A 26575-nucleotide genomic window follows, 5' to 3' on the forward strand; every position below is an offset into this window, starting at 1 on the left:
CGGCCGGTCCGTGCTGCGCGGGCGGGTGCGCGACTCCGGTCGGCGACCCGGTGGGACCGTCAGCCCGCCGCCCGCACGAACCGGTCCGCCAGGGTCCGCACGGCCGCGCGCAGCTCGTCCGGGCCCACGACCTCGAACGGCACGCCGTACATGCCGAGCACGGACGCGAGCCCGTCCCACGACCACGCGCCGGTGACGAGCCGGGCCCGGTGCTCGCCGACGGGCTCGACCAGGGCGTCGCGCCCGGACCAGCGGGCGACCTGGTCGGCCGGCAGGTCGAGCACCGCCTCGCCGCGGCAGGGCCACGCGGGGCGCGCGCCGAGCCGGTCGGCCACGAACGCCGACACGTCGCCGCCCGGCACCGCGCGCTCCGCCACGCGGGGCCCGGTCGGCGTGCGCGGGGTCATTCGGTCGACCCGGAACGTGCGCCAGTCGGCACGGTCGAGGTCGTAGGCCACGAGGTACCAGCGCCCGCCCCACGTGACGAGGTGGTGCGGCTCGGCGCGCCGCGGCGGGCGGAAGGCGGCGTCGCCGGTGCCGAGCACGGGTCCGCTGCCTCCGTCGTAGTCGAAGCGCAGCACCTCGCGCACCCGTACGGCGGCCCCGACGGCGAGCAGCACCGCGGGCGGCACCGCCGACCGCTCGCGCCGTTCCGCACGCGGCACGACCGTGACGGCGAGCGCGTCGGCGGCCGCGCGCAGCCGCGCGGGCATGACCTGGCGCAGCGTCGCGAGGGCGCGCCCGGCGGCCTCGTCGACGCCGTCGACGCCGGTCGACGCCGTCTGCAGCGCGAGCGTCAGGGCGAGGACCTGCTCGTCGTCGAGCAGCAGCGGTGGCATCTGGCTGCCCGCCTCGAGCCGGTACCCGCCGTCCGGGCCCTTGGTGGCGTGCACGGGGTAGCCGAGCTCCCGCAGCCGGTCGACGTCCCGCCGGACGGTGCGCGGGCTGACCTGCAGCCGCTCGGCCAGCGCCACGCCCGGCCAGTCGCGCCGCGCCTGGAGCAGCGAGAGCAGCGAGAGCAGGCGTGCGGACGGTCCGGACATGGCACCAGCGTGCCAGCCGTGGCGGACAGAACCTGACCGCTACCTAGCCTGCGAGGCGCTGCCGGACGAGGGCGACGACGCGGCCGGCGTTGACCGACCACCCCACGCCGAACACGTGCGGGCCGATCACGTGTGCCGCGTCCGGGTCCCAGAGGCGGGCCCGGACGCGGGCCGGCGTGGGGATGCGGAAGTCGTACGGCACGACGCCCGCGACCGTGCCGTGCCACTGGCGCCGGTCCGCGGGCGTCCGCAGCTCCTTGACGACGGCCGCCACCGCCAGCCCGAGGGAGACCACCCGGAGCAGCCGCCCGAGGCCCCCTCTCCTGCCGCTCGTCGCGTCGTGGGACCCCATGTCGTCTCCTCGGTGTGCCGGGCGCCGGGCTCGGGTGCGCCGGTGCCTCCAGCCCGACTGTAGGCCGCGGACCGAGACGCGTCACCGGGCGTCGGGGAGGGACCGCGGTCCGCGCGGACGAGCCCGCGCGGCGGTCGCGGCGGTCGCGGCGGTGGCGGACACCGCCTGACCGCTACGGCGGCAAGCCTGGGTCTCGACCGACCGCCCCTTGCACGCAGGGAGACCCCATGATCCGCACCCGTGGGCTGACGAAGGACTTCGTCGTCAGCCGCACCGAGACCGTGCACGCCGTGCGCGGCGTCGACCTCGAGATCGCACCCGGCGAGCTCGTCGCGATGCTCGGCCCCAACGGGGCCGGCAAGTCCACGACGATGCGCATGCTGACGACGCTCGTCCGCCCCACGGCCGGCACCGCCACGGTCGCCGGTGCGGACGTCGTCGCCGAGCCGGCGCTCGTGCGCCGGCGCATCGGCTACGTCGGGCAGGGCAACGGCGCCGGACACGCGCAGCGTGTCGGCGACGAGCTCGTCGTGCAGGGCCGCGTCTACGGCCTCGACCGGCCCGCCGCCCGCCGGCGCGCGGGTGAGCTCCTGGACGCGCTCGACCTCGCCGACCTCGCCCGGCGCAAGGTCGCCGACCTGTCCGGCGGCCAGCGGCGGCGCCTCGACGTCGCGCTCGGGCTCGTGCACGCGCCGCGCCTGCTGTTCCTCGACGAGCCGAGCACGGGCCTCGACCCGCACACCCGAGCGAACCTGTGGGAGCACGTGCTCCGGCTGCGCCGCGAGCACGACATGACGATCGTCCTGACGACCCACTACCTCGACGAGGCCGACACGATGGCCGAGCGCGTGGTGGTCGTGGACCACGGCCGCGTGATCGCCGACGACACCGCCGACGGCCTCAAGCGCGACCTGGCGGGGGACAGGGTCGAGGTGACGGCAGCCACGCCGGACGACGCCACGCGCCTCGCCGCGCTCGTCGAGCGCCTGCCGGGTGGGCGCGAGGTCGTGCTCACCGGGACGCACGTCACCGGACGGGTGGCCGACGGTCCGGCGTCCGTGCCGGTCGTGGTGCGCGCCGCCGGCGACGCCGGCCTCGCCATCGTCGCGGTGCAGGCCGTGCGCCCCACGCTCGACGACGTCTTCCTCGCCCTGACCGGGCGCAGCCTCCGCGACGGCGGCCCCGCCGGCGCGGCACCCCACGAGGACCCCACGCAGGAGCGGGCGGCCGCGGCCGCCGGGAAGGACGCGGCATGACCACGACGACGACCCAGGAGCCGGCCGTGCGCGCGCCGGCGCGGCCCGAGGACGCCCGCCGCTCGTGGTGGGGCGACGTCGGGCTGGTCATGGCCCGCGAGCTGCGCCCGGTGGTGCGCGAGCCGTTCTCGGTGGTGTTCGGGCTGGTGCAGCCGCTCGTCTTCCTCGCGCTGTTCGGGCCGCTGCTCGCCGGGTCGGTGGGCACGGACCTGCCGGCCGGGAGCGTGTGGCAGTGGTTCGTGCCGGGGATCATCGTGATGACGACGCTGTTCGGCACGTCGACGACCGGCTCCAACCTGCAGTACGAGATGCAGTCGGGCGCCCACGAGCGGCTGCTGGTCACGCCGCTGTCGCGGTCCTCGCAGCTCGTCGGCCGGTCGCTGAAGGAGATGGCGCCGCTGGTCGCGCAGGCGCTGCTGGTCGTCGTGGTGATGCTGCCGTTCGGGTTCCGGCCGGACCCCGTGGGCACGGTGCTCGGGCTCGCGCTGCTGGCCGTGCTCGGCGTCGGGCTCGGCTCGCTCAGCTACGCGCTGGCGATCGCCGTCCGCCGGCAGGAGTGGATGTTCTGGGCCGTGCAGCAGACGGTGCTGTTCCCCGTCCTGATCCTCTCCGGCCTGCTGCTGCCGCTCGAGAGCGGGCCGCGGTGGATGCAGGTGGCCGCGCAGGTGAACCCGCTGCGGTGGGTGGTGGAGGCCGAGCGTGCGCTGTTCGCCGGCGACCTGACGGCGTCCGTGGTGCTGTGGGGGCTGGTGGCGGCGGCCGCGACGGCGGTGCTCGGCCTGCTCGTGGGGGTGCGGACGCTCCTGCGGTCGACCGACTGACGCACCTCACGCGGTGCCGGGCGGCGACGTCTGCACGAGACGGCGGCGCACTCGGGCGCCGCCGTGTCGGGGGCGAGGGGCAGGATGGTGCACATGGACGCGATGCAGCGGATCGGCACGGCCGGGGCGGCCCACGCGGTCGTTGTCGACGCGGTCGTCCACGCGGTCGTCGACTCACCGGTCGGGCCGGTGGTCGTGGCCGTCGAGGACGGCGCCGTGACGCACCTGCGCCTGCCGCGCACGGACGGCGGACCCGCGGCCGACGCCGTGGGGGAGCGGGTCGTGCCCGAGGACGACCCGGTGCTCGCCGAGGCCGTCCGCCAGCTCACCGCGTACTTCGCCGGGGACCTGCGCGAGTTCGACCTGCCGCTGCGCTACGCCGGCACCGCGTTCCAGCGGCGGGTGTGGGACGGGCTGCGGCAGGTCCCGTACGGCACGACGACGTCCTACGGCGCGCTCGCGGCCGCGGTCGGCCTGGACCCGCGGACCACGGCGCGCGCGGTCGGCGCCGCGAACGGCGCCAACCGGATGGCGATCGTGGTGCCGTGCCACCGGGTGATCGGCGCCGGCGGCAAGCTCGTCGGCTTCGCCGCGGGCCTGGACCGCAAGCGCACGCTGCTGGAGCTCGAGCGGCGGGCGACCGGCGGCCCGGCGCTGCTCTTCTGAGGCGCGCGATGACGGTCATGGTCGCGCTGCTGCGCGGCGTCAACGTGGGCCCGTCCACCAGGGTCCCGATGGCCGAGCTGCGCCGCGTCGTGGCAGCGTGCGGCTACGGCGAGGTCCGCACCTACGTGAACAGCGGCAACGTGGTGCTGACGTCCGACGACCCGGACCAGGACGCCGTCGCGGCCCGCTTGCGGGACGCGTGCGCCGGTGCGTTCCCCGTGCGCCCCGACGTCGTCGTCCGCACGCGGGACGAGCTGCACGCCGTGGTCGCCGCGAACCCGTTCCTCGACCGCGACGAGGACCCGACGCACCACCACGTCGTCTTCCTGCCGGGCCGGGACCGCGCCGCGCTGCCGGACCTCGACATCGCGTCGTTCCACCCCGAGGACCTGGCGGCGGGGGAGCGCGAGGTGTACCTCTACCTGCCGCACGGCATGGGGCGGTCGGCGCTGGCTGCCCGGCTGGCGGCCCTGAAGGGCCCGCGCGGCACGGCGCGCAACTGGCGCACGGTGACGACGCTGGCCGCGATGGCGGACGCCGTGGTCTGACGCTCGCGGTCAGTCCCGCGCCGGCGGCACCCGCCGCGCTCCACCGCGCGACCGCACGCGGTCATGGCGGTCCCCTCGAGGAGCGGCCGGGTCGGCACGACCGTACGGCGCAGGTGCGGCACACCCGGGGCGCGTCGCGGACTGCGAGGTTCCGGATGCAGGTCACACGCGCGGGTGCGACGGTGGACGCCCGAGCAGGGGACCACCCACGAGGAGGCGCAGCGTGCGCGCACTGACCTGGCAGGGCCGCGAGAAGGTCACCGTCGAGACCGTCCCGGACCCGCGGGTCCAGGAGCCGACCGACGCCGTGATCCGGGTGACGTCGACCGCGATCTGCGGCTCCGACCTGCACCTGTACGGCGTCCTCGGCCCGTACCTGCGCCCGGGGGACGTCCTGGGCCACGAGGCGATGGGCGTCGTCGAGGAGGTCGGGCCCGAGGCGGCGGGACGGCTCAAGGTCGGCGACCGCGTCGTCGTGCCGTTCGGCATCGCGTGCGGCACGTGCTTCTTCTGCACCCGCGGCCTGCAGTCCCAGTGCGAGACGACGCAGGTGCGTGCGCAGGGCAAGGGCGCGGCGCTGTTCGGATACACCGAGCTGTACGGCAGCGTGCCCGGCGGCCAGGCGGAGTACCTGCGCGTGCCCCAGGCGCAGTACGGACCCGTCGTCGTGCCGGACGACGGCCGCCCCGACGAGACGTACCTCTACCTCTCCGACGTGCTGCCCACCGCGTGGCAGGCCGTCGCGTACGCCGACGTCCCGCCGGGCGGCACGGTCGCCGTCGTCGGCCTCGGCCCGATCGGCCAGATGGCCGCGCGCATCGCGCTGCACCGCGGTGCGGGGCGGGTCATCGGCATCGACATGGTGCCCGAGCGCCTGGCCATGGCGGCCCGGCACGGCGTCGACGTCCTCGACTCCTCCGCCACGGGCGACGTGCCGGCCGTGGTCCGCGACCGCACGCAGGGCCGTGGTGCGGACGCGGTCATCGAGGCCGTCGGCATGGAGGCGCACGGCTCACCCGTCTTCCAGCTGGCCCAGCGGTCCGCCGGGCTCCTGCCCGACGCGCTCGCGAAGCCGTTCATCGAGAAGGCGGGTGTCGACCGCATGGCCGCGCTGCAGACGGCCCTCGGCGCCGCCCGGCGTGGCGCGACCGTGTCGGTCGTCGGCGTGTACGGCGGCGCGATCGACCCGTTCCCGATGATGGACGTGTTCGACCGGCAGCTCACGGTCCGGTTCGGCCAGGCCAACGTGCGCCGCTGGACCGACGAGATCCTGCCGCTGGTCACCGACGACGCGGACCCGCTCGGCGTGCTCGACCTGCGCACCCACCGGGTCCCGCTCGAGCGCGGGCCGGAGCTCTACGACACGTTCCAGCGCAAGACGGACGGCTGCATCAAGGTCGTGCTGGACCCCGCGGCCTGAGCGGACGGACTGGGACAGGCACGCGCGGACGAGGGCGGACGGAGGCACGATGCGGGTCGTGGTCGTGGGGGCCAGCGGGAACCTGGGGACGGCGGTCCTGCGCCGGCTGCGGCAGGACGCGACGATCACGTCGCTCGTCGGCGTGGCGCGCCGCGCGCCCCGGCAGACGCCCCCGCCCCCGTACGACGTCGAGTGGGTGCAGTGCCACATCGGCGCCGACGGCGACGACGAGCCCGTGGTCGCCGCGCTCGCGGCCGCGTTCGCCGGCGCGAACGCCGTCGTGCACCTCGCGTGGGCGATCCAGCCGAGCCACCACCGCCGCTACCAGCGGGCGGTCAACGTCCTCGGCACGCGTCGGGTCGTGGACGCCGCTCGCCGCGCCGGTGTCCCGCACCTCGTCGTGTCGTCGTCCGTCGGGGTGTACGGGCCCGCCCACGACGACGAGCCCAAGGACGAGCGCTTCCCGACCACCGGCGTCCCGACGTCCGACTACAGCGTGGACAAGGTCGAGCAGGAGCGCGTGCTCGACCGCGCCGAGGAGGAGGAGCCGGGGCTCGCGATCGCCCGCATGCGGCCCGCGCTGGTGTTCCAGCACGACGCCGGCCACGAGATCCACGGCATCTTCCTCGGCCCGTTCGTGCCGGGCAGGCTGCTGGACGGGCGCGTCCCGCTGCTGCCGTGGCCCCGGGGCGTCCGGGTGCAGGCCGTGCACGCGGACGACCTGGCGGAGGCGTTCCGGGAGGCGATCGTGCGGCAGGTGCGCGGGGCCTTCAACCTCGCGGGCCCGGGCATCCTGCGCGGCCCCGACGTCGCGGCCGTGGTGTCGCAGTCGAAGCTGCGCGAGGTCCCGCCGCAGCTCCTGCGCGCCGGTCTGCTCGTGGCCTGGCACGCGCGCGTCGCGCCCGTCGGCCCGGGCTGGCTGGACCTCGCCGCGTCGGTGCCGGTCCTCGACACCTCGCGGGCCGAGCGCGTGCTGGGCTGGCGGCCCCGGTACACCGCGGCGGAGGCCCTGCGCGAGCTCGTCGACGGCATCGCGTCGGGCGCCGGCACGGTCAGCCCGCCGCTCCTCGCGCGGCACCTGCGCGCGTGAGCGGCATGCTGGGCGCATGACCACCTCCGCACCGTCCGCGGGCGACGCCGAGCGGTTCGTCCTCGGGGACCCCGCGGCCCCCGTGACGGTCGTCGAGTTCGGCGACCTCGAGTGCCCGTACTGCCGCGCGGCGGCGCCCGTGCTGCGGCGGTTCGTCGAGGAGTCCGACGGGCGCGTGCGGCTGGTGTGGCGGCACTTCCCGCTGTTCGAGGTGCACCCGCACGCCCTGGCGGCCGCGCTCGCGGCCGAGGCCGCGGGCGCGCGCGGCCGGTTCTGGGAGCTGCACGACCGCCTGCTGGCGGACCAGGACCACCTCACCGACGACGACCTGCGGGCCCACGCGTCGGCCCTGGGGCTGGACCCCGAGGACCTCGTGGGGGAGCGCGCCGAGCGGTACGCCGACGCCGTGCGCGCGGACTACGCCGACGGCCTGGCGCTCGAGGTCACCGGCACGCCGACGGTGTTCGTGGACGGCGTCCGCCTCCGTGGCCGGATCACGCTCGAGGCGCTGCGGGCGGCCGTCGACGCGGTCTGACGAGGGTGCCCGTCCGACGCGCGGCGCTCCGTCCGACGTACCCGGCGCTCCGTCCGCCCGGGGCGCCGGCGTGCGTCACGATGGTGGGGTGACGACCGCCGACGACGCCGCCCTGCCCCGCACCACCGCCCCCACCACGCCCGACGGCCCGCCCGTGCCGCGCACCGCGCTCGTCACGGGCGCCGGCCGCGGCATCGGCCGCGAGCTCGCGCTCGGCCTCGCCCGCGCGGGGTACGCCGTCGGCCTCGTCGGCCGGACGCGCGCGCGCCTCGACGAGGTGGCGGACGAGGTCCGCGCCACGGGTGCCGCCGTGACGGTCGCGGCGGCCGACCTGGTCGACGCCGCGGCCGTCACGGACGCGGTCCTGCGCGTCGAGGGGGCGCTGCCCGGCGGCATCGGCCTGCTCGTGAACAACGCGGGCGTGATCGAGGAGAACGAGCTGCCGTTCGCCGAGGACGACGTCGAGGACGTGTGGCGCGTCGTCGAGACCAACGTGCGCGGCCCGCTGCTCGTCACGCACGCGGTGCTCCCGGGCATGCTCGCGCGCCGCGGCGGTCGCGTGCTCCAGATCAACTCGGGCGCGGGGCACCGCGGGCTGCCGACCTACACGGGCTACGCCGTCAGCAAGGGCGCCCTCGCGCGGTTCAGCACGCAGCTGGACCACCAGTACCGCGACCGCGGCCTGCGGGTGCTCGACCTCGCGCCGGGCGTCGTCGCGACCGACATGACCGCCGCGATGCCGGTGCACGCGACGCGCACCGACTGGACGTCGCCCGCGCAGGTGCTGGAGCTGGCCGTCGGCTTCGCGGACGGGGAGCTCGACGCCCTCGCGGGCCGCTTCGTGCGCGCGGGCGCCGACACGGTGGAGTCCCTGCGGGCGGCCACCCCGGCGATCCTCGACACCGACGCCCGGCGGCTGCGCCTGGCCGTGTGGGGCCCCGACGACCCGGCCGCCTGACCCCGCGGGGCTCAGTCCGCGCCGGCCGGCGCCCGCCACGGCAGCGGCGGCAGCTCCGCCGGCAGGTTCGGCGGCGAGCACAGGGGCAGCTGCTCACCGAGCCACCGCAGCAGCAGCGAGCCGGCGACGGCGGCCACGAGCGAGCCGGCCAGCACGCCGATCTTGGCGCGCTCGAGCTGCACGGGGTCGTCGAACGCCAGGCCGGCGATGAACAACGAGATCGTGAAGCCGATCCCCGCGAGCACCGCGCCGCCCACCAGGTGGCCCCAGCGCACGCGCCCGGGCAGCTCGCCGAGCCCGAGCCGCAGCGCCAGCGTCGCCGCGCCCGTGATGCCCACCGCGTTGCCGACGACGAGCGCGACCGCGATGCCGATCGTGAGCCGTGAGCGGAAGGCGTCGGCGAGCGTCTCCGGGTCGAGGCGCACACCGGCGTTGGCCAGCCCGAAGAGCGGCACGACGACGTACGCGCTCCACGGGTGCAGGACGCGCTGCAGGCGGTCGCCCGTGGGCACCGCTGCGCGGCCCGCCCGCTCGGCCGCGTGCTCCCGGACCGCGCCCCCCTCGTCCAGGAACCGGAAGGCGTGCACGGCGACGTCGTCGCGGCGGCCGTCCCGCGGCAGCGAGGTCGGCACGAGCAGGCCGACGAGCACGCCCGCGATGGTCGCGTGCACGCCGGACGCCAGCACCGAGCCCCAGAGCGCGAGGCCGACGACGACGTACGGCGTCAGCTGCCACACGCCGCGCGCCCGGAGCACGAGGAGCGCCACGACGAGCAGTCCGGCGACCGCCAGGGCCAGCAGGTCGACCTCGTCGGTGTAGAAGACGGCCATCGCGACGATGGCGCCGATGTCGTCGACGATCGCGAGCGTCAGCAGGAACAGCCGCAGGCGGTCCGGGCAGCGCGGCCCGAACAGCGCGAGCACCCCGACGAGGAACGCGGTGTCCGTCGACATGACGACGCCCCAGCCGTGCGCCCCCTCGCCGCCGCCCTCGACGAGCAGGAACACCGCGACGGGCACGAGCAGGCCGCCGAGCGCCCCGAGCGCCGGCACGGCGACGGTGCGCGGGTCCCGCAGCTCGCCGCGCGTCACCTCGCGGTTGATCTCGAGCCCGACGACCGCGAAGAACAGCGCCATCGCCGCGTCGTTCACCCAGTGCTGCAGGTCGAGCTCGAGGCCCGCGTCGCCGAGGAAGACGCCCGCGGGCGTGTGCCACAGCGCGGTGTACGCCTCGCGCCACGGTGAGTTCGCCCACGCCAGCGCGAGGACGGTGGCGGCGAGCAGCACCATCGCGCTGCCCGACTCCGTGGCGAGGAACGCGCGCACCCCGGGCGCGAGCGTGCCCATCCGCGCCCGCAGCGCCGGCCGGGCGGCGGCGGCGGTGGGGGCCGTCACAGCGCGGGTGAGCCCAACGCGGCGGGGACCCGGGCGCCGTCGCCCTGCGCGCGCAGCGCGTCGCGCAGGCGCTCGGCTGCGGCGTCGAGCTGCGCGGACGGCACGTCCTGGCGCGCGTTCGCGAACGCGAGGCTCGACTCGTCCCAGGCGGGCAGCACGTGCAGGTGCAGGTGGGGCACCTCGAACCCGGCGACGAGGAGCGCCGCTCGGGGTGCCTGCCACGCCGCCCGCTGCGCGCGCCCGACCGCCTTCGCGACGACCACGAGGTGCGCGAGCAGATCGTCGTCGGCCTCGGTGAGCTGGTCGACCTCGGCGCGCGGCACGACGAGCGCGTGCCCGTCGGTGATGGGGGCGATGGTCGTGAGGGCGACCGCACGGTCGTCGGCCCACACGAAGCGGCCGGGGATCTCGCCGTCGATGATGCGCGTGAACAGCGTGCTCATGGCCTCACGCTAGCGGCCCGCCGCGGCCCCGGGGGTGGCTGCGGTCTCGTGCCGCGGCGTGCGCGACCGCGGACCTCGAAACGTTTAGTGACGCGCCGGGGCGTTGTGGCGCACCCGGACGAACCCCTAGGAATCGGGTGTGCCTGCCCTCACCCCCTCCCGCCCCCGCCCCCGTCCTCGCTCCGGCTCTCGCGTCGCCGTCGCCCTCCTCGGTGCCGCCGGCCTCGCCCTCACGGCCGCGTGCTCGACCGGCACCCCGGACGAGCAGCCCGACGCAGCGGCCACCGCCGCAGCCGGCGAGCAGACCCCCACGATGCTCCCCAGCGCCCCCGTCACCATGACGTCCGCCGACGTGCCCGACTGCCTGCCCGAGGGCGTCGCCGCCGCCCAGGTGGGCGAGGGGCCCGCGGCCACGACGGTCGCCTGGGCGGGTGCCGGCGACCGCGGCGTCCTGCTCGCCCCGCAGGTCGACGGCGACGTCTGCCAGTGGGCCGACGAGCTCGTCCGGCTCGCCGGGCAGGGCTACCTCGTCGCCACCTACGCGTGGGGCGCGAGCGGCGAGGCGGGCTTCACGTCCGCGGTCGACCTGCTCCGGGCCACGGGTGCGACGCGGCTCGCCTTCGTCGGCGCGTCGGCGGGCGGCGCGCTGTCGGCCGGCCTCGCCGACGACCTCGGCGCCACCGCAGTGGTCGCGCTCAGCCCGCCCGCGGAGTACGGCGCGGTGGACGCGCGCGCGGCGGCGAGCACCTTCACCGGTCCGCTGCAGGTGTTCTCCTCGACCGAGGACCCGCAGGTGCCGGCCGCCGACAGCGCCCAGGTCGTGCGCAACGACAAGACGTCGGTGGCGACCGAGATCCCCGGCACCGCGCACGGCATCGAGTTCCTCGCGGGCGCCCACGCCGAGCACGTGCGCGGCGTCGTCGACGATGCGCTCACCCAGGGTTTCGGCGGCTGACGCCGGGCGCCACCGCCGCGCCGTCCCGGTGAGGCCTCCGGCGGACGCACGAGCGCCCGGCACCCACGGGTGCCGGGCGCTCGGCGCGCGTCAGAGGTAGCGCAGCGGGTCGAACTCCTCGAGCGGGATGATGCGCAGGCGCGGCAGCTGCACGTTGAAGGCGGCCACGTCGGACTCGAGGTCGAAGGTCCGCAGGCCGCGCGAGGTCAGGGTCGCCAGCTGCTGGCTCGTGAACTCGCGGAACGCGAGCAGACCCACGTTGCGTCCGGCGTCGACGAGATGCTCGACCTCGGGCGCGAAGTCCCCGTCGTGGCTCGCCAGCAGCACGTCGCCCTCGCGCTCGGCCAGCGCCAGCAGCGTGCGCTTGATGCCGATGTCGACGACCTTCTCGTACGACTCGCCGGCCAGCGGGATCGGCACGTACCCGATCGCGGTCAGGGCCTGGATGAAGGACATGGGCAGCGAGCCGTTGGAGGCGTTGAGGAAGAACAGCGCCTTGACCGGCTGACCCCACGTCTGCTGCGCGAACGTGAGCACGCGCTCCCAGCGGGGGCGCTGCTCCGGGGTCGGGCGTCCGCCGAGGATCGAGGAGCCGAGGGTGGCGTCGATGTTCTCGCCGTCCACCAGCAGGTAGGTCGTGCCCGTGGGGGCCGCGTCGCTCATCGCCCCAGGCTATCGACGCCCGTGGGCCGCGACGACACCACGGTGCGTCCGTGCCCGGCGCGGGCGGGTGACATGATTCCTCCTCGTCGAGGTGCGACGCCGACGAGGACGGGCGAGGCCGCACGGCGGCCGCGAGAGGTGAGCCGATCATGGTCGACGACGACGTCCCCGACGCCGCTGCGGTGCGGGCGTCCGCCGAGGCCTGGGAGGCACTCTTCCGCGCCCAGGTGACGCTGCTGCGACGGTTCGCGCGCGACGACGTGTGGGGCGGGCTGAGCATGCGCGAGTACGACGTCCTGTTCACCCTCGCGCGCGCGCCCGGCCGGGCGCTGCGCCTGCGGGACCTCGCCAGCGGCAGCCTGCTGTCGCAGCCGAGCCTGTCACGGCTCGTCGAGCGGCTCGAGGAGGACGGGCTGGTGCGGCGCGGTCCCGTCCCGGGGGACCGCCGCGGCACCGCCGTCCACCTGACGGACGCCGGCGCGGCCCGGCAGCGCGAGATCGGCCGCCGGCACGTGCGCTCCATCCACGACCTCGTCGGCGGCGCGCTGGACCCGGACGAGCTCGGCACGCTGCAGCGCCTGTGCGACAAGCTCCGCCTGGCGCAGCCGGGGCTGCCCGACCCCGGACCGCACCCCGACGCGACGTCGGCCGGCTGACCGCGCGGGGACCTCCGACCCAGGGATGGCGCCGCCCGGCACCCCACGATGGACGCGCCGGACGGACGTCCGGCGGGACGACGGCGGAGGAGGGGCGATGCGGATCCTGCTGGCGGTGGCCTCCCGGCACCACGGGACCTGGGAGATGGGCGAGGTGGCCGCCGACGTGCTGCGCACGCGCGGTCACGAGGTCGTCCAGCGCGCGCCCGAGGACGTCGAGGACCTCGACGGCTACGACGCCGTGCTCCTCGGCTCCGCCGTGTACACCGCGCACTGGCTGCCCGCCGCGCGGGAGCTCACCCATCGGTGCGGCGAGGAGCTCCTGGCACGCCCGGTGTGGCTGTTCTCGTCCGGCCTCGCCACGCAGCCCGCCAACGCGGCGAACTCCCCGCTCGAGATCCGGGCGCTGTGCGAGCGGATCGGCGCGCGCGGGCACCGCAGCTTCCGCGGACGGCTGGACCGTGCCGCGCTCTCGTTCGCCGAGCGGGCCATCATCGCGGGCGGCCGGGCCCGCGAGGGCGACCACCGGGACATGGCGGCCGTCGCGGCATGGGCGGGCGAGGTGGCCGATGCGCTCGCCCGGCCCGCGGGCGGCGCGGCACCGGCGAGCATCGCGAGCTGAGCGGGCCGGCGCGGGCGGTCAGGACGCGCGGAGCACGCCGCTGCGCATGGCGCGCAGCTCGGCCGCGACCGCGGCCATCGGCGGGCGCTGGTGCGGCGCGGACCGCGTCATGGCCTGCAGCAGCCGGCGCCAGTCGCCGTCCAGCCCCTCCGGGACCTCCGGGACCCGCAGCAGCCGGGCCAGTCCCGCCGTCAGCGGGTCGCCGGGGTAGGCGCGCTCGCCGGTGAGGCACTCGAGCAGCAGGAGACCGAGCGAGTACACGTCACTCGTCGGGCCCACCCGCTCGCCGAGGGCCTGCTCGGGGCTCTGGTAGCCCGCCGTCGCCCGGGCGTCCGTGCCGATGCGGCCGGCCTCGGTGCTGCCCGGGTCCGCGTCCGTGGCCGCGATGCCGAAGTCCGCGAGGACGACCGGCAGCGTCGGCGCGTCCCGGCGGCCGCTCGAGGCGCGCTCGGCCGAGACCAGCACGTTGGACGGCTTCACGTCCCGGTGCACGACGCCGGCCGCGTGCGCGTGCGTGAGCGCGTGCGCGAGCTGGCGGCCCACGTCCGCGGTGGTGGCGGGGTCGAGCGGGCCGTCGGCCTCCAGCAGCTGGCGCAGCGTGCGTCCCTCGACGAGCTCCATGACCAGGAACGCGACGGGCCCGACGCCGGGCAGCACGTCGGCGCCCACGTCGAGCAGCGCGACCAGCGAGGGGTGGGAGAGCTCCGCGAGCACGCGTGCCTCGTGCGCGTACCGGCGCACCTGGGTCGGGCTGGCGCCGTCGAGCCGGAAGATCTTCACGGCCACCGACCGGTCCAGCCGGCTGTCCGTCGCGCGGAACACCTGCGCCGACCCGCCCTGCCCCAGGGGGTCGCCGAGAACGTAGCGGTGCGCGAGCTCGGGCACCGCGTGCCGTCCTGTCCTGCTCACGGCTGGTCGACCGTCATCGATGCGCTCCGGTCCGTCGGTTCGTCGGTCCGGCGGCGCGGAGTGCCGCCGCCCCGCGAGCCGACGCTAGGCGCCCGGAGGCCCCGGCGCATGTCGAGCCACCCGGACGGGTGTCTCCCGGCGGTCCGGCGGCCCGTCCCGGCCCCGTGTGCCGAGGTCACCGCGTCGGGTGCCCGGGAGGTGACGTGACGTCGCGACAACGTCACGCCGGCCCGGTCGGGCTGGGCAGGAGAGCCCCCGGCGGCGGTGCGATGATCGAGAGGTGGACCCCGTGACGCCTCCCGTGACCGACCCGACCGCGCTGCCCGCCGTCGACGCGCTGGCCCCGTACGACGCGGTGCTCCTCTACTCCTTCGGCGGCCCGAACGCGCCCGAGGACGTGCTGCCGTTCCTGCGCAACGTCACCGCCGGCAAGAACATCCCGGACGAGCGCCTGGCGGAGGTCGCCGAGCACTACCACCACTTCGGCGGCCGCAGCCCGATCAACGACCAGAACCTCGCGCTGCAGGCGGCGCTGCGCGCGGAGCTGGACCGCCGCGGCCTCACCACGCCCGTCGTGTGGGGGAACCGCAACTGGGAGCCGTACACGACGCAGGCGCTGGCCGAGGCGCGCGCCCTGGGCGCCGAGCGGGTGCTCGCGGTGGTCACGTCCGCGTACTCGTCCTACTCGGGCTGCCGCCAGTACCGCGAGAACCTCTGGGCGTCGCTCGAGGAGCTCGGGTCGCAGGACGCGGCGACCGACGGCGGGGCGCCGCTCGTCGTCGACAAGGTGCGCTCCTACTTCAACCACCCCGGCTTCGTGGCCGCCAACGTCGACGCGGTCGTCGAGGCGTACGGGCGCCTGCAGGCCGAGCACCCCGACGCCGCGTGGCCCCGCCTGCTGTTCGTGACCCACTCGATCCCGGACACGATGGAGGAGGCGTCCGTGGTCGCGGGCGCGTCGTACCGCGAGCAGCACCTGGACGTCGGCCGCAGCGTCGCCGCCGCCGCCGCGGAGCGGCTCGGTCGCCCCCTCGAGTGGGACCTCGTCTACTGCTCGCGCTCGGGCCCGCCCAGCCAGCCGTGGCTCGAGCCCGACGTCAACGACCACCTCCGGGCGCTGCACGCCGCCGGGACGACCTCCGTGGTGCTGTCGCCGATCGGGTTCGTCTCCGACCACATGGAGGTCGCGTTCGACCTCGACACCGAGGCGCTGGAGACCGCGCAGGAGCTCGGCATGGTCGCCGTGCGCGCCGCCTCCGTCGGCACGCGGGAGCCGTTCGTCCGGGGCCTGGTCGACCTGCTGCTCGAGCGCGCGGCCGTGCAGCGTGCGCTCGACGCGGGCGCCGAGCCGCCGGCCGAGGCCACGGTCGGCGCGCTGCCGCCGTTCCGGTCCGTCTGCGTGCCCGGCTGCTGCCGGCAGCGCGCCGGCGTCGACTCGGGCATCCCGGCGGCCTGCTCCACCGACCCCTGGTCCTGACGACCGCTGGTCCTGACGACCGCACCGACCACCCCGCACCGACGGACGAGGACGACCCCGTGACCACGCAGGCCCCCACCGACCACGACGCGCTCAACTCCACCATCCGCTACACCATGTGGTCCGTCTTCGCGCTGGACCGCCCCCTGCCCGCGGACGGCGCGCAGCGTGCCGCGCTCGTCGCCGACGCGCAGGCGGCGGTGGGGCAGGACGCCGGGCTGGTCGTCCGCGGCTGGTACGACGTGGGCGGCCTGCGGGCCGACGCGGACCTCATGGTGTGGTGGCACGCCGAGACGGTCGAGCAGGTCCAGGGGGCCTACCAGCGGCTGCGCGCGAGCGGCCTCGGGGCGCACCTGCGCCCGGTGTGGTCGGTCGTCGGCCTGCACCGGCCCGCCGAGTTCAACCGCGCGCACGTGCCGGCGTTCCTCGCCGGCGAGCCCGCGGGCAGCTACCTGTGCATCTACCCGTTCGTGCGGTCGTACGACTGGTACGTGCTGCCCGAGACGGACCGCCGGCGCATGCTCGTCGAGCACGGGCAGGCGGCACGCGACTACCCGGACGTGCGCGCCAACACGGTCTCGTCCTTCGCGCTCGGGGACTACGAGTGGCTCCTGGCGTTCGAGGCGGGGGAGCTGCACCGCATCGTCGACCTCATGCGCGAGCTGCGGGCCACCGAGGCGCGCCTGCACGTGCGCGAGGAGGTGCCGTTCTACACCGGCCCCCGCGTCGCGCTGGAGGACTGGGCGGAGCGCACGCCGCGCGCCTGACCGCCCTTGCGACGGCCGCCCGGCCGCACCGCCGGGCACGGGCGGCGCCGTCGGCCCGGTGCGATCATCGACGCATGCGCGACGACCAGCCGACCGACGACGTCCCCACCACCGTGCCCGCGGGCGCACCGGACCCGACGGCGGGCGACGCGCCCCCGGACGCCGTCGCCGACGGCGACGCCCCGTGGCTGCACGGGACGTGGCACGTCGCCGAGGTCGATGGCGCGGCACTGGCAGACGGCCTCGAGGGCCCTGCGTGGCTGACGTTCGAGGGGGACGGGCAGGTCTACGGCTACGCCGGGGTGAACCACGTGCGGGCGACCTGGCGCGTGCGGGGCGACCGGCTGGAGGTGGGCCCGGTGGTCCAGACGATGATGGCGGGCCCGCCCGCACCGACGGCGACGGAGCAGGCGGTGACCGCCGTGCTCGGCGACGGCGGCACGCTCGAGGCGGCCGGCGACGAGGTCCGGCTCCGTACGCCGGCGGGGCGCCTCGCCCGGCTCGTGCGGACTGCCCCGTCCACCGTGCGGCCGGAGCCGGACGCCGGCCCGCACGTGCTCGCCTGACGGGGCGGCGCCCCGGCCCCCGGCGTCGGGGACCGGCCGCCGGGACGGGGTCGGGCACCGCTCAGGGGTACAGGCCGCGGATCTGGTGCGCCTCGGCCACGCGCCGCACGCCGATCGTCAGCGCCGCGTCCCGGAGGGTGACGCCCTCGGCCTGCGCGAGCGTCGCGACGGCGTCGTGGCTCGCGAGCATCCGGTGCTCGAGCCGCTGCGCGATCTCCTGCTCGGTCCACCAGTACGCCTGGTTCGCCTGCACCCACTCGAAGTAGCTCACGACGACGCCCCCGGCGTTGGCGAGGATGTCCGGCACGACGACGACGCCCCGCTCGGTCAGCACCCGGTCACCCGCGTCCGTCGTGGGGCCGTTGGCGCCCTCGACGACCCACCGGGCCTTGACCTGCTGGGCCGTCTCGCCGTCGAGCACGCCCTCCACGGCGGCGGGCACGAGCAGGTCGACGTCCAGCGTCAGCAGCCCGCGGTTGTCGATCGGGTCCGCGTCCGCGAAGCCGGCCACCGTGCCGGTGCGTGCGACGTGCGCCAGGAGTGCCGGCACGTCGAGACCGTCGCCGCGGTGGACGCCCCCGTGGGCGTCGCTGACGGCGAGCACCCGGGTGCCCTCCTCGTGCAGCAGCCGCGCGGTGTGCGAGCCCACCTTGCCGAACCCCTGGACGGCCGCGGTCACCTCCGACAGGCCCACGCCGTCGCGCGCGAGCGCGGCGCGCGCGGTGTGGACGACGCCCTGGGACGTCGCGGTGGCGCGCCCCAGCGACCCGCCGACCGCCAGCGGCTTGCCCGTGGTCACGGCGGGGATGGTGAAGCCCCGGTTCACGGAGTAGGTGTCCATGACCCATGCCATGGTCTGCTCGTCGGTGCCGATGTCGGGCGCCATGATGTCCCGCTCGGGGCCGATGATCGGCATGATCTCGCTGGTGTAGCGGCGCGTGACGCGCTCGAGCTCGGCGCGGGAGTGCTCGTCCGGGTCGATCGTGACGCCGCCCTTCGCGCCGCCGTAGGGCACGTCCACGAGGGCGCACTTCCACGTCATCCACATCGCGAGGGCGCGGACCTCGTCGAGGTCGACGCCCGGCGCGTACCGCAGCCCGCCCTTGCCGGGGCCGCGGGAGATGTTGTGCTGCACGCGGTAGCCCGTGAAGACCTCGGTGCGCCCGTCGTCGCGGCGCAGCGGGACGGCGACGCGCATCTCGCGGCGCGGCGTGGCGAGCATCGCGTGCAGGCCCGTGTCGTACCCGAGGATGTCGACCGCGCGCGCGAGCTGGCTCTGGGCGGTGGCGAGCGGGCTGGTGTCCGGGGCGGCGGTCGGTGCGGGCTCGCGGTCCGTCGTGCGGCGCGCGGCCGGCGTGGGGACCGGGTCGGGTCGGTCCGCGGCGGGTCGCGTCGCGGTGTCCCGGGGCAGGGGTGTGCCGGTGCGGGAGGAGTGATCCATGTCACCTACCCTGGCACGCGCCCGCCGACGCGGCGGGTCAGCACACGCGTGCGCCGGGCGTGGAGCGGCGCCGCACGTCATCGGGCGGCGCCGGCACGACCTTCGCAAATCGGGCACGTCGCTGTCAAGACAGGCCCCGACCGCGGTCATGGCATCCACCCACCGTGCGCGCCGGCACCCCCGTCCACCGGGCCGTCATGCGGACGCGCGGATCACCAGCTCGGGGTCGAAGATCAGCGGCTCGCCGTGCGGCGCACCGTGCAGCTGGTCGAGGAGCCGGGCACCCGCGGCACGCGCCATCGCGACGACCGGCTGGATCACGCTCGTGAGCGGGGGGTTGGTCGAGGCGGCCACGCCGAGGTTGTCGTACCCGACGACCGCGACGTCGCCGGGCACCTCCCGGCCGTACTCGGCGAGGACGCCCATCGCGCCGGCGGCCATGAGGTCGGACGCGATGAAGATGCCGTCCACGTCGGGGTGCTCCTCCAGCAGCTCCCGCGCGGCGCGGGCGCCGGAGGTGATCGTGAAGTCCCCGTGCACCACGGCCGACTGGTCGAGGCCCGACGCCTCCATGGCGATGCGCCAGCCGGCGAGCCGGTCGATGCCCGCCGACATGTCCTGCGGGCCCGCGATCGTGCCGATGCGCACGCAGCCGCGGTCGATGAGGTGCTGGGTCGCGATGCGGCCACCCTCGGTGTTGTCGGTGTCGACGTACTGGACGTCCTCGTCCGGCGCCGAGAGCGGGCGGCCGACGAAGACGTTCGGCACCCGGGAGTTGAGCAGCGCGCGGTCGAGCTCGTCGTCCCGGTGGTGCGAGACGACGATGGCGCCGTCGACGTGCCCGTTGCGCAGGTAGCGGATCGTGCGCTCGCTCTCGCCGGGCCGGGCGATGACGAGCACGACCTGGATGTCGGAGTCGGCGAGCGAGGTGCTCAAGCCGTTCAGCGTGCCGGCGAAGAACGGGTCCGACAGGACGCGCTCGTCGGGCTCGGGGACCACCAGGGCAATGGAGTCCGTGCGCCGGGTCACGAGGGAGCGGGCCGCGCGGTTCGGGGTGTAGCCGAGGTCCGCGACGGCGGCCTCGACGGCGGAGAGCGCCTCGGGGGACACCCGCAGGCCGCCGTTGATCGCGCGGGACGCGGTGGATCGCGACACTCCGGCCCGCTCGGCCACCTGCTCCAGCGTCGGCGCGGCGGGGCGCGCGTGCTCCACGCGCGTCGGGACGTTCTCGACCACCGTTGGTCATCCCCTCCTGTGGCTGCTGGTGCAGCGTGGACGTGCTGTCACCCCGGGGCGTCGCCCCCGCACTCGCGAGGTTACCGTCGGCCGGGGCAGGCACCGGGTCGGGCGCCCGCGTGGCGGGGCCCGACCCGGTGTGGGGTGCGACTCAGCCCTTGACCGCGCCCGCCATGATGCCCGCCACCAGCTGGCGGCCGGCGACGAAGAACAGCAGGAGCAGAGGGATCGTGGAGAGCACGACGCCCGCCATGATCAGCGACATGTCCTTGAAGTACGACGACTGCAGCAGCTGCAGCGCGACCGGCAGCGTCGGGTTCGGCGAGCCGAGGACGATGAACGGCCAGAAGAAGTTCGTCCACGACGCGACGAACGTGAACAGCGCCAGCATCACGGCCGCGGGACGCGCCGCCGGGAGCGCGATGCTCCAGAAGGTGCGGATCATGCTCGCGCCGTCGACGCGCGCCGCCTCGACGAGCTCGTAGGGCAGTGCGCCCTCGAGGTACTGCGTCATCCAGAACACGCCGAACGCCGTGACGAGGCCCGGCACGATGACGGCGACGAGCTTGCCGATCCAGCCGAGCTCCGACATGACGATGAACAGCGGGATCACGCCCAGCTGCGTCGGCACGGCGGTCGTCGCGACGACGAACAGCAGCAGGCCGTTGCGGCCCTTGAAGCGCAGCTTCGAGAACGCGAACCCGGCCAGCGTCGAGAACAGCACGACCGACACCGAGGTCACCACGGCCACGATGACCGAGTTCGACAGCGCCTTCCAGAAGTCGATGTCCGAGTTCAGGACGCGGTTGACGTTCTCGAAGAACAGGCCCTGCGGGACCAGCGAGGGGATCGGGTTCTGCGCGATGGTCTGCGCGTCGGAGCTCGCCAGGAGGAACGCGTAGTACAGCGGCAGCACCGAGACCACGATCGCGAGCGTCAGCAGGGTGTAGGTGACCCACCCCGGCCGGCGGTCCGAGCCGTGCCCGCGGGTCCGCTTGGCGAACCGGGCGGCGCTCGCGCCGGCGGTCTGCCGGACGTAGGGGGCGCTGGGCGCGCTCATCGCGTGACCTTCTTTCGTGCGCGGGGGGCCGAGTCGGACGCGATGCGGCGGGTCAGCCAGAAGTTCAGGAGGCCGAACACCAGGATGATGAGGAACAGCACCCACGCCACCGCGGCCGCACGGCCGAAGCTCTTCTGGTTGCCGAAGGCGAGCTCGTAGATGTACATCGTCACGGTCATCCACTGCCGGCCCGCGCCGCCCTGACCCAGCTGGTCGAACATCCGCGCCTCGTCGAAGATCTGCAGGCCGCCGATCGTCGACGTGATGACGACGAAGATGATGGTCGGCCGGATCGAGGGGATCGTGATCGAGAAGAACTGGCGGGCGCGCGTGGCACCGTCGATGACGGCCGCCTCGTAGAGGTCGCGCGGGACGGCCTGCATCGCCGCGAGGAGGATCAGCGTGTTGTAGCCGATCCAGCGGAAGTTGACCATCGACGCGATGGCGAGGTGGCTCGGGAGGACGTCACCGTGCCACCGGATCGGCTCGATGCCGACCATGCCGAGGACGGCGTTCGCCAGGCCCGACTGGTCCGCGAAGATCTTGCCGAAGAGGAGCGAGACGGCCACGGGAGCCACCACGTAGGGCACCAGGACCCCCATGCGCCAGAACGTGCGCGCCCGCAGGTTCGCGTCGAGCAGGGCCGCGAGCACCACTGCGACGAGCAGCTGGGGCACGGTCGACAGCACGAAGATGCTGAAGGTGTTGCGCAGGCCCTTCCAGAAGTTGGGCTCCTGGAAGACGAACGCGAAGTTCTCGAAGCCGACGAACTCGCCCTGGCCGCCGAGCAGGTGCCAGTCGTAGACCGACACGTACGCCGTGTACAGCAGCGGGAACAGACCCGTCAGGGCGAACAGCAGGAAGAACGGCGAGATGTACAGGTAGGGCGAGACCTTGACGTCCCAGCGGCTGAGCTTCTGGCTGAAGCCGAGGCGGCGCGGTTCGCGCGGGGCGTCGGGCAGTCGGCGCTGGGTGCGCGGCTGCGTGGTGGTGGCCATGGCGGGGTCCTCCAGGAGATGGGGCAGACGCGTGCGGGGCCGGGCCGGTGGCGGTCGCCACCGACCCGGCCCCGAGCTCAGGTCGACGTCAGCCGAGGCCGTTGACGACCTGCTGGAAGGACTCCCAGCCGGCCTGCGGGTCCTCGCCGTTCACGTCCACCTGGACGAGCGCGTTGCTCATGGCCGTCTGGACCGTGAAGTAGTTCGGGCCCTTGAAGGGGGCCTCGATGCCCTGCGAGCGGTTGACCAGGATCTGGCCGACCGGCGCGTTGTTGAAGAACTCGTTCGTGGCGGTCAGGACCGCCTCGGACTCCTGCGCCTCGATCTGGCTCGGGAACGTGCCCTTGCTCTGGAACGCCTCGATCTGCTGCTCCGGCGCGGTCAGCCACGCGGCCAGCTTCTTGGCCTCGTCGACGTTCTCACCCTGGGACGGGACGGTCAGGTACGAGCCGCCCCAGTTCCCGGCACCGCCGGGGTAGACGTCCGCGAAGTCCCAGCCGGTGACGCCGGCGGCGTTGCCCTCGATGACGCCGAGCATCCAGCCCGGGGCGAGCATGACGGCGAAGCCGTCGTTCTGGAACGAGTTCGTCCAGTCGTCGCTCCACTGCTCGAAGTGGGCCGACAGGTTGTCGGTCACCGAGGCCTGCACGACCTGGTCGAACATCTCCTTCACGCGGGGGTTGTCCCCCGCGATGATCTCGCCCGACTCCGGGTCCTCGTACGCCGCCTCCTCCTGGTTGACCATGCCCTGGTAGATGGCGGTCGCGGAGTCGAAGAACGGCTTGCCCGTGGCAGCGGTGTAGGTCTTGCCGACCTCGAAGAACTGCTCCCACGTGGCGGCGTCGCCACCGAGGAGCTCGGCGACGGCCTCGCGGTCCGCGGGGAGGCCGGCGGCCTGGAACAGGTCGCTGCGGTAGGCGATGCCCTGCGGGCCGACGTCCGTGCCGTAGCCGATGAGCTTGCCGTCCGCGGTCGTCGCGGCCTCGGTCTTCCACTCGAGCCAACGGCCCTCGACGTCCGGGGAGGTGAGGTCCTCGAACTTGTCGGGGAACTGCATGAGCTCCGGGAGCCAGTCGACCTCGACGGCCTCGACGTCGGACGTGCCGGAACCGGCTGCCAGACGGCTGTTGAGGTTCTCGCGGGCCTCGTCCGCCGTGGCGGCGCGCTTCTGCTCGATCGTGACGCCGGGGTTCTCCGCCTCGTAGCGGTCGAACATCTCGTCGGTGTAGCCGAACTCGTTGAACGTGGCGACCGTGAGCGTGACGTTGCCGCCGTCGCCCGAGTCCTCGCCCTCGCCCGCGTCGTTGCTGCCGGAGCAGGCGGAGGCGATGAGGGCGATGCCCGTCACACCGGCCGCGAGCGCCCACCCCTTGCGTGTGGTCTTGCGCACTGTGACTCCCTTGTCAGTCGGACGGCGACGTCGCCGTACCTCTGGTGTCCACCCGTCACCCGTACGCCGCAGGGGCCGCGACGGGCGTCGCGCGTGGGGCCGTCGGGCCCCGACGTGGGACGCCCACCTGTGTTCGCGGGAGCGTTCCCACGCGCTGGGTGACACCTTCGTCGGCATCATGGTCGAGTGTCAAGGAGTGGCGTGTGGGCCAACTGGGTGGTAGCGGTTCCACCGGAGCATCGCCGCAGGTCACAGCGATTTCCCACGCCTCCCACGTTACCCAATCGTTACGGCATGTGGTCCGTTGCGTGACCTGGCGCAGGCCGTGGGCGTGCGGGACGGCGAGTCGTGGTGTAGTGCGGGCCGCCGGACATGCCGGACTTGCCGCAGCCGGGCCTCGCGGCGTCGCGTGCTCAGGCGGGCGGGGCTCCTGCGGCCGGCCCGTCACCGAGCGGCTCGGCCTGCTCGACGCGGCCGGGGGAGAGCCACGACCGTGCGGCGGCGGCCTCCGCGTCGAGCGCCGCACGCACCGCCTGGGCCGTCGCCTCCTCGACCGGCGCGGCGAAGAGGGGGAGCGCGGCACGGACGTCGCCCTCGTACGTGAGGGTGCTGGCCCCGGCGCCCGCGACCGTCAGCGCCGTGCGGCCCGTGACGCGGACGGGCGCACCGACGATCTCGACCACGACGGTCCCGGTGCGCCCCCCGTCCGCGTCGGCGGCCTCCCAGGCCTCGACCTGGCGCACCTCGATGCGGGCGCCCACGACGCCGGCCAGGTTCGCGGGGATCTGCTGCGTCGGCAGCGCGCGGCGTGTCGTGACGGTGAAGGCGCCCGGGGGCGTCCCGGTGACGTGGACCTGGCGCTCCTCCGCGCCAGACGCGCGCATCTTGGCGTCGACGTAGGCCGGGTCCGCCAGCATCCGCCCGACGTCGGCGGCATCCGCCGGCAGCTCGTGCGTCACGTGCAGCCGCACTCCGAGCACCCCCTGCTGTCGTCGTCGCGGGCTCTCCCTGTCCCCGGGGCTGTCCCGCGGAGTGTCCCGCGGAGCGGGCACCGGGGCGTGCCGCGGACCCACGTGCGTCGCCCCGCGGGCGCAGGACCCGGACCCGAGCGTAACGGGCCGTGCGTACCCTGGGGCCGTGTCCACGCTGAGCGACCTCGTCGCACGTCACGGGCCGCTCGTCGCCGCCGACCTGGAGTGGCTCCACCTGCTCGTCGGCGACTGGCAGGTGGTGTCCGACCTGGCCTTCGCCGACCTCGTCCTGTGGCTGCCGACCACGGACGGCGACTTCGTCGCCGTGGCCCAGTGCCGGCCCTCGACGGGAGCGACCGTCCACTACGACGACGTCGTCGGCTCGCACCCGCCCGACGGGCAGCGCCCGCAGCTGCGGCGCGCCCTCGTCGAGCAGGCGGCCCAGCGCTCGCGCGAGCCGCGGTGGTTCGGCTCCTACGCCGTCCGGGAGGAGGCCGTGCCCGTGGTGCGGGACGGGCGCGCGATCGCCGTCCTCGCCCGGCAGACGAACCTCGGTGGCGCCCGCACCCCCAGCCGGCTCGAGCTCAACTACGTCGAGGCGGCCGACGACCTCATGGGCATGGTCTCGCGCGGCGAGTTCCCCGCGCCGGACGCCCCGACGGGCCCCCGCCGGGGTGCGCCGCGCGTCGGGGACGGCCTGGTGCGCATGAACGGCGAGGGCGAGGTGCTGTACGCGAGCCCCAACGCGCTCTCGTGCTTCCACCGGCTCGGGGTCCTGGGCGACCTGGTCGGGCGGTCGCTCGTCGAGGTGACGTCCGACCTCATCGAGCAGAACGCGACCGTCGACGAGTCGATGCCGCTCGTGCTCATGGGGAGGGCGCCGTGGCGTGCGGACGTGGAGGCGCGCGGCGTGGCGCTGTCGCTGCGCGCGGTGCCGCTCACCGAGTACGGCGAGCGGGTGGGCGCCGTGATCCTGTGCCGCGACGTGTCCGAGCTGCGCCGGCGCGAGCGTGAGCTCATCACCAAGGACGCGACGATCCGCGAGATCCACCACCGGGTGAAGAACAACCTGCAGACCGTGGCGGCGCTGCTGCGCCTGCAGTCACGGCGGATGAGCTCGCCGGAGGCCCGCGACGCGCTGGGCGAGGCGATGCGGCGGGTGGCGACCATCGCGCTCGTCCACGAGACCCTCTCGCAGACGCTCGACGAGAGCGTGCCGTTCGACGATCTCGTGGGCCGCAGCCTGCGCCTGGCCGCGGACGTCGCGACGGCCGGCGCGCACGTGCGCACGACGGTGCGGGGGTCGTTCGGCGCCGTGCCGGCGGACGACGCGACGGCCCTGGCCCTCGTGCTCACCGAGCTCGTGACGAACGCGGTCGAGCACGGGCTCGCCGGGCGCGAGAGCGGCTCCGTCGAGATCGTCGTGGCCCGTGAGGGCGAGGACCTGCAGGTCGAGGTCGCCGACGACGGTGCGGGGCTGCCCGCGGAGCGCGGCGCCGGCACCGGCCTGGGCACGCAGATCGTCTCCACGCTCGTGCGCAACGAGCTCGGCGGGTCGATCGTGTGGCAGCCGCGCGAGGGCGGCGGGACGTCGGTCGTCATCCACGCCCGGCTCCGGCTGGGACGGGACACCGCCACCGTGGCATGACGCCCGGGACGCGCCGCAGGGCCGCCCGCGCGTCGCGGACGGCCCTGCGGGCACGGTCGGGTGCTCCCGGCCGTGCGGTTCCCGCCGGGTGCGGCGGGAGGGAGAGGTGCGGGCCTCAGCCCGCGCGGCGCTGCCGGGCGGTGCGGCGCTTGAGCGCGCGGCGCTCGTCCTCGGAGAGGCCGCCCCAGACGCCGGCGTCCTGACCGGTCTCGATGGCCCACTTGAGGCAGGTGTCGACGACCTCGCAGCGACGGCAGACCGCCTTGGCCTCCTCGATCTGCTGCAGGGCCGGGCCCGTGTTGCCGATGGGGAAGAACAGCTCGGGGTCCTCGTCGAGGCAGGCTGCCCGGTGGCGCCAGTCCATGGGATATCTCCTTGGCACGCGTCGGCCCGGCGCCCCTGGTCGAGGGCGCGGCCGTACGTCGTGGAGTCAGTGGTGGGGTGACGTGCTGTCCTCAAGACTCACACCGCCCACCCGCCGAGACAAGAGTTACGACAGGGTTTCGTCGCGGTGACGCTGAGGCGTTGATCACATCGCCCGGCGCCCGGCGCACAGCGGCGGTCGCGGCCGTCCGGGCGGCGCGCGTCCAGTGGGGCGAATGTCCAGGTCAGCGCGGCGGCCCTCGGGACGGGCGGCTGACCTGCGGTGTCACCGCCGTGCCCGCGAGGTGCCGGTCCGGGGTCGCGCGT

At 75.3% G+C, this 26575-nt stretch carries 28 protein-coding genes; 15 read left to right on the forward strand and 13 right to left on the reverse strand.

The window, feature by feature from the left end; all coding sequences use genetic code 11:
- Positions 1-59: 59 nt before the first annotated feature.
- Together E5225_RS05515 and E5225_RS05520 are read right to left on the reverse strand one after the other, a co-directional pair.
- On the reverse strand, positions 60-1043 hold the full coding sequence (locus E5225_RS05515; RefSeq protein WP_135973502.1) for a helix-turn-helix transcriptional regulator: 984 nt from the start codon (positions 1041-1043) through the stop codon (positions 60-62).
- 43 nt (positions 1044-1086) lie between these two features.
- Entirely contained in the window at positions 1087-1395 is a 309-nt protein-coding gene (locus tag E5225_RS05520; RefSeq protein ID WP_135973501.1) for a hypothetical protein, read from the reverse strand.
- Between the two features lie 227 nt (positions 1396-1622).
- Between E5225_RS05520 and E5225_RS05525 the strand changes: the two genes are divergently transcribed.
- From E5225_RS05525 to E5225_RS05560, 8 genes are all read left to right on the forward strand, one after another.
- Positions 1623-2651, forward strand: a complete 1029-nt coding sequence (locus E5225_RS05525) for an ATP-binding cassette domain-containing protein (RefSeq protein WP_135973500.1) — start codon at positions 1623-1625, stop codon at positions 2649-2651.
- Complete coding sequence (locus E5225_RS05530; RefSeq protein ID WP_135973499.1) at positions 2648-3472, forward strand: ABC transporter permease; 825 nt, start codon at positions 2648-2650, stop codon at positions 3470-3472. The genes E5225_RS05525 and E5225_RS05530 overlap by 4 nt, the downstream gene beginning before the upstream one ends.
- A 93-nt stretch (positions 3473-3565) precedes the next feature.
- Complete coding sequence (locus tag E5225_RS05535; protein ID WP_341765645.1) at positions 3566-4138, forward strand: methylated-DNA--[protein]-cysteine S-methyltransferase; 573 nt, start codon at positions 3566-3568, stop codon at positions 4136-4138.
- Positions 4139-4146: 8 nt separating this feature from the next.
- Complete coding sequence (locus E5225_RS05540; RefSeq protein WP_135973497.1) at positions 4147-4686, forward strand: DUF1697 domain-containing protein; 540 nt, start codon at positions 4147-4149, stop codon at positions 4684-4686.
- A 223-nt stretch (positions 4687-4909) separates the two neighbouring features.
- Complete coding sequence (locus tag E5225_RS05545; RefSeq protein ID WP_135973496.1) at positions 4910-6106, forward strand: zinc-dependent alcohol dehydrogenase; 1197 nt, start codon at positions 4910-4912, stop codon at positions 6104-6106.
- A gap of 49 nt (positions 6107-6155) precedes the next feature.
- On the forward strand, positions 6156-7196 hold the full coding sequence (locus E5225_RS05550) for an NAD-dependent epimerase/dehydratase family protein (protein ID WP_135973495.1): 1041 nt from the start codon (positions 6156-6158) through the stop codon (positions 7194-7196).
- 16 nt (positions 7197-7212) lie between these two features.
- Positions 7213-7731 carry a DsbA family protein gene (locus E5225_RS05555; protein WP_135973494.1) on the forward strand — a complete coding sequence of 173 codons (519 nt, stop codon included), beginning with the start codon at positions 7213-7215 and terminating at the stop codon, positions 7729-7731.
- 88 nt (positions 7732-7819) lie between these two features.
- Positions 7820-8689, forward strand: coding sequence for an SDR family NAD(P)-dependent oxidoreductase (locus E5225_RS05560; RefSeq protein ID WP_243738221.1), 870 nt, complete (start codon positions 7820-7822; stop codon positions 8687-8689).
- A gap of 11 nt (positions 8690-8700) precedes the next feature.
- Here E5225_RS05560 and nhaA read toward each other — a convergent pair whose 3' ends face one another.
- Together nhaA and E5225_RS05570 are read right to left on the reverse strand one after the other, a co-directional pair.
- On the reverse strand, positions 8701-10083 hold the full coding sequence (gene nhaA, locus E5225_RS05565) for a Na+/H+ antiporter NhaA (RefSeq protein WP_243738220.1): 1383 nt from the start codon (positions 10081-10083) through the stop codon (positions 8701-8703).
- Positions 10080-10526, reverse strand: a complete 447-nt coding sequence (locus E5225_RS05570) for an HIT family protein (RefSeq protein WP_135973493.1) — start codon at positions 10524-10526, stop codon at positions 10080-10082. Before E5225_RS05570 ends, nhaA begins: the two co-directional genes overlap by 4 nt.
- A gap of 139 nt (positions 10527-10665) precedes the next feature.
- On the opposite strand from E5225_RS05570, the gene E5225_RS05575 reads away from it, so the two are divergent.
- Positions 10666-11481 (forward strand): alpha/beta hydrolase family protein, encoded by an 816-nt coding sequence (locus E5225_RS05575; protein ID WP_135973492.1) that lies wholly within the window; start codon positions 10666-10668, stop codon positions 11479-11481.
- 90 nt (positions 11482-11571) lie between these two features.
- Here E5225_RS05575 and E5225_RS05580 read toward each other — a convergent pair whose 3' ends face one another.
- Positions 11572-12144 carry an NYN domain-containing protein gene (locus E5225_RS05580; RefSeq protein WP_135973491.1) on the reverse strand — a complete coding sequence of 191 codons (573 nt, stop codon included), beginning with the start codon at positions 12142-12144 and terminating at the stop codon, positions 11572-11574.
- Positions 12145-12293: 149 nt separating this feature from the next.
- On the opposite strand from E5225_RS05580, the gene E5225_RS05585 reads away from it, so the two are divergent.
- Together E5225_RS05585 and E5225_RS05590 are read left to right on the forward strand one after the other, a co-directional pair.
- Entirely contained in the window at positions 12294-12800 is a 507-nt protein-coding gene (locus E5225_RS05585) for a MarR family winged helix-turn-helix transcriptional regulator (RefSeq protein WP_135973490.1), read from the forward strand.
- A gap of 97 nt (positions 12801-12897) precedes the next feature.
- Entirely contained in the window at positions 12898-13422 is a 525-nt protein-coding gene (locus tag E5225_RS05590) for a flavodoxin domain-containing protein (RefSeq protein WP_135973489.1), read from the forward strand.
- Between the two features lie 18 nt (positions 13423-13440).
- Here E5225_RS05590 and E5225_RS05595 read toward each other — a convergent pair whose 3' ends face one another.
- Positions 13441-14331 (reverse strand): serine/threonine-protein kinase, encoded by an 891-nt coding sequence (locus E5225_RS05595; protein WP_135973488.1) that lies wholly within the window; start codon positions 14329-14331, stop codon positions 13441-13443.
- Positions 14332-14620: 289 nt separating this feature from the next.
- Between E5225_RS05595 and E5225_RS05600 the strand changes: the two genes are divergently transcribed.
- From E5225_RS05600 to E5225_RS05610, 3 genes are all read left to right on the forward strand, one after another.
- Positions 14621-15808, forward strand: a complete 1188-nt coding sequence (locus E5225_RS05600; RefSeq protein ID WP_166435952.1) for a ferrochelatase — start codon at positions 14621-14623, stop codon at positions 15806-15808.
- 59 nt (positions 15809-15867) lie between these two features.
- A complete protein-coding gene (gene hemQ, locus E5225_RS05605; protein ID WP_341765644.1) occupies positions 15868-16575 on the forward strand; it encodes a hydrogen peroxide-dependent heme synthase in 708 nt (235 codons plus the stop codon).
- Between the two features lie 74 nt (positions 16576-16649).
- A complete protein-coding gene (locus E5225_RS05610; RefSeq protein ID WP_135973486.1) occupies positions 16650-17141 on the forward strand; it encodes an META domain-containing protein in 492 nt (163 codons plus the stop codon).
- Positions 17142-17202: 61 nt separating this feature from the next.
- On the opposite strand, the gene E5225_RS05615 is transcribed toward E5225_RS05610, so the two are convergent.
- From E5225_RS05615 to E5225_RS05640, 6 genes are all read right to left on the reverse strand, one after another.
- Positions 17203-18582, reverse strand: a complete 1380-nt coding sequence (locus tag E5225_RS05615; RefSeq protein WP_135973485.1) for a Glu/Leu/Phe/Val family dehydrogenase — start codon at positions 18580-18582, stop codon at positions 17203-17205.
- Between the two features lie 195 nt (positions 18583-18777).
- Positions 18778-19818: a LacI family DNA-binding transcriptional regulator gene (locus E5225_RS05620; RefSeq protein ID WP_135973484.1), complete on the reverse strand. Its 1041-nt coding sequence runs from the start codon at positions 19816-19818 to the stop codon at positions 18778-18780.
- Positions 19819-19969: 151 nt separating this feature from the next.
- A complete protein-coding gene (locus tag E5225_RS05625) occupies positions 19970-20878 on the reverse strand; it encodes a carbohydrate ABC transporter permease (protein WP_135973483.1) in 909 nt (302 codons plus the stop codon).
- Entirely contained in the window at positions 20875-21876 is a 1002-nt protein-coding gene (locus E5225_RS05630) for a carbohydrate ABC transporter permease (protein ID WP_135973482.1), read from the reverse strand. Before E5225_RS05630 ends, E5225_RS05625 begins: the two co-directional genes overlap by 4 nt.
- An 88-nt stretch (positions 21877-21964) precedes the next feature.
- Positions 21965-23266: an ABC transporter substrate-binding protein gene (locus E5225_RS05635; RefSeq protein WP_243738219.1), complete on the reverse strand. Its 1302-nt coding sequence runs from the start codon at positions 23264-23266 to the stop codon at positions 21965-21967.
- A 413-nt stretch (positions 23267-23679) separates the two neighbouring features.
- The gene (locus E5225_RS05640; RefSeq protein ID WP_135973480.1) at positions 23680-24237 is read right to left on the reverse strand and encodes a DUF2505 domain-containing protein; all 558 of its coding nucleotides are present in this window, start codon (positions 24235-24237) and stop codon (positions 23680-23682) included.
- Between the two features lie 166 nt (positions 24238-24403).
- Between E5225_RS05640 and E5225_RS05645 the strand changes: the two genes are divergently transcribed.
- Entirely contained in the window at positions 24404-25885 is a 1482-nt protein-coding gene (locus E5225_RS05645) for a sensor histidine kinase (protein WP_135973479.1), read from the forward strand.
- Positions 25886-26000: 115 nt separating this feature from the next.
- Here E5225_RS05645 and E5225_RS05650 read toward each other — a convergent pair whose 3' ends face one another.
- The gene (locus E5225_RS05650; protein WP_135973478.1) at positions 26001-26249 is read right to left on the reverse strand and encodes a WhiB family transcriptional regulator; all 249 of its coding nucleotides are present in this window, start codon (positions 26247-26249) and stop codon (positions 26001-26003) included.
- Positions 26250-26575 lie beyond the last annotated feature (326 nt).

The sequence above is a fragment of the Cellulomonas shaoxiangyii genome (assembly GCF_004798685.1).
Classification (GTDB): Bacteria; Actinomycetota; Actinomycetes; order Actinomycetales; family Cellulomonadaceae; genus Cellulomonas; species Cellulomonas shaoxiangyii.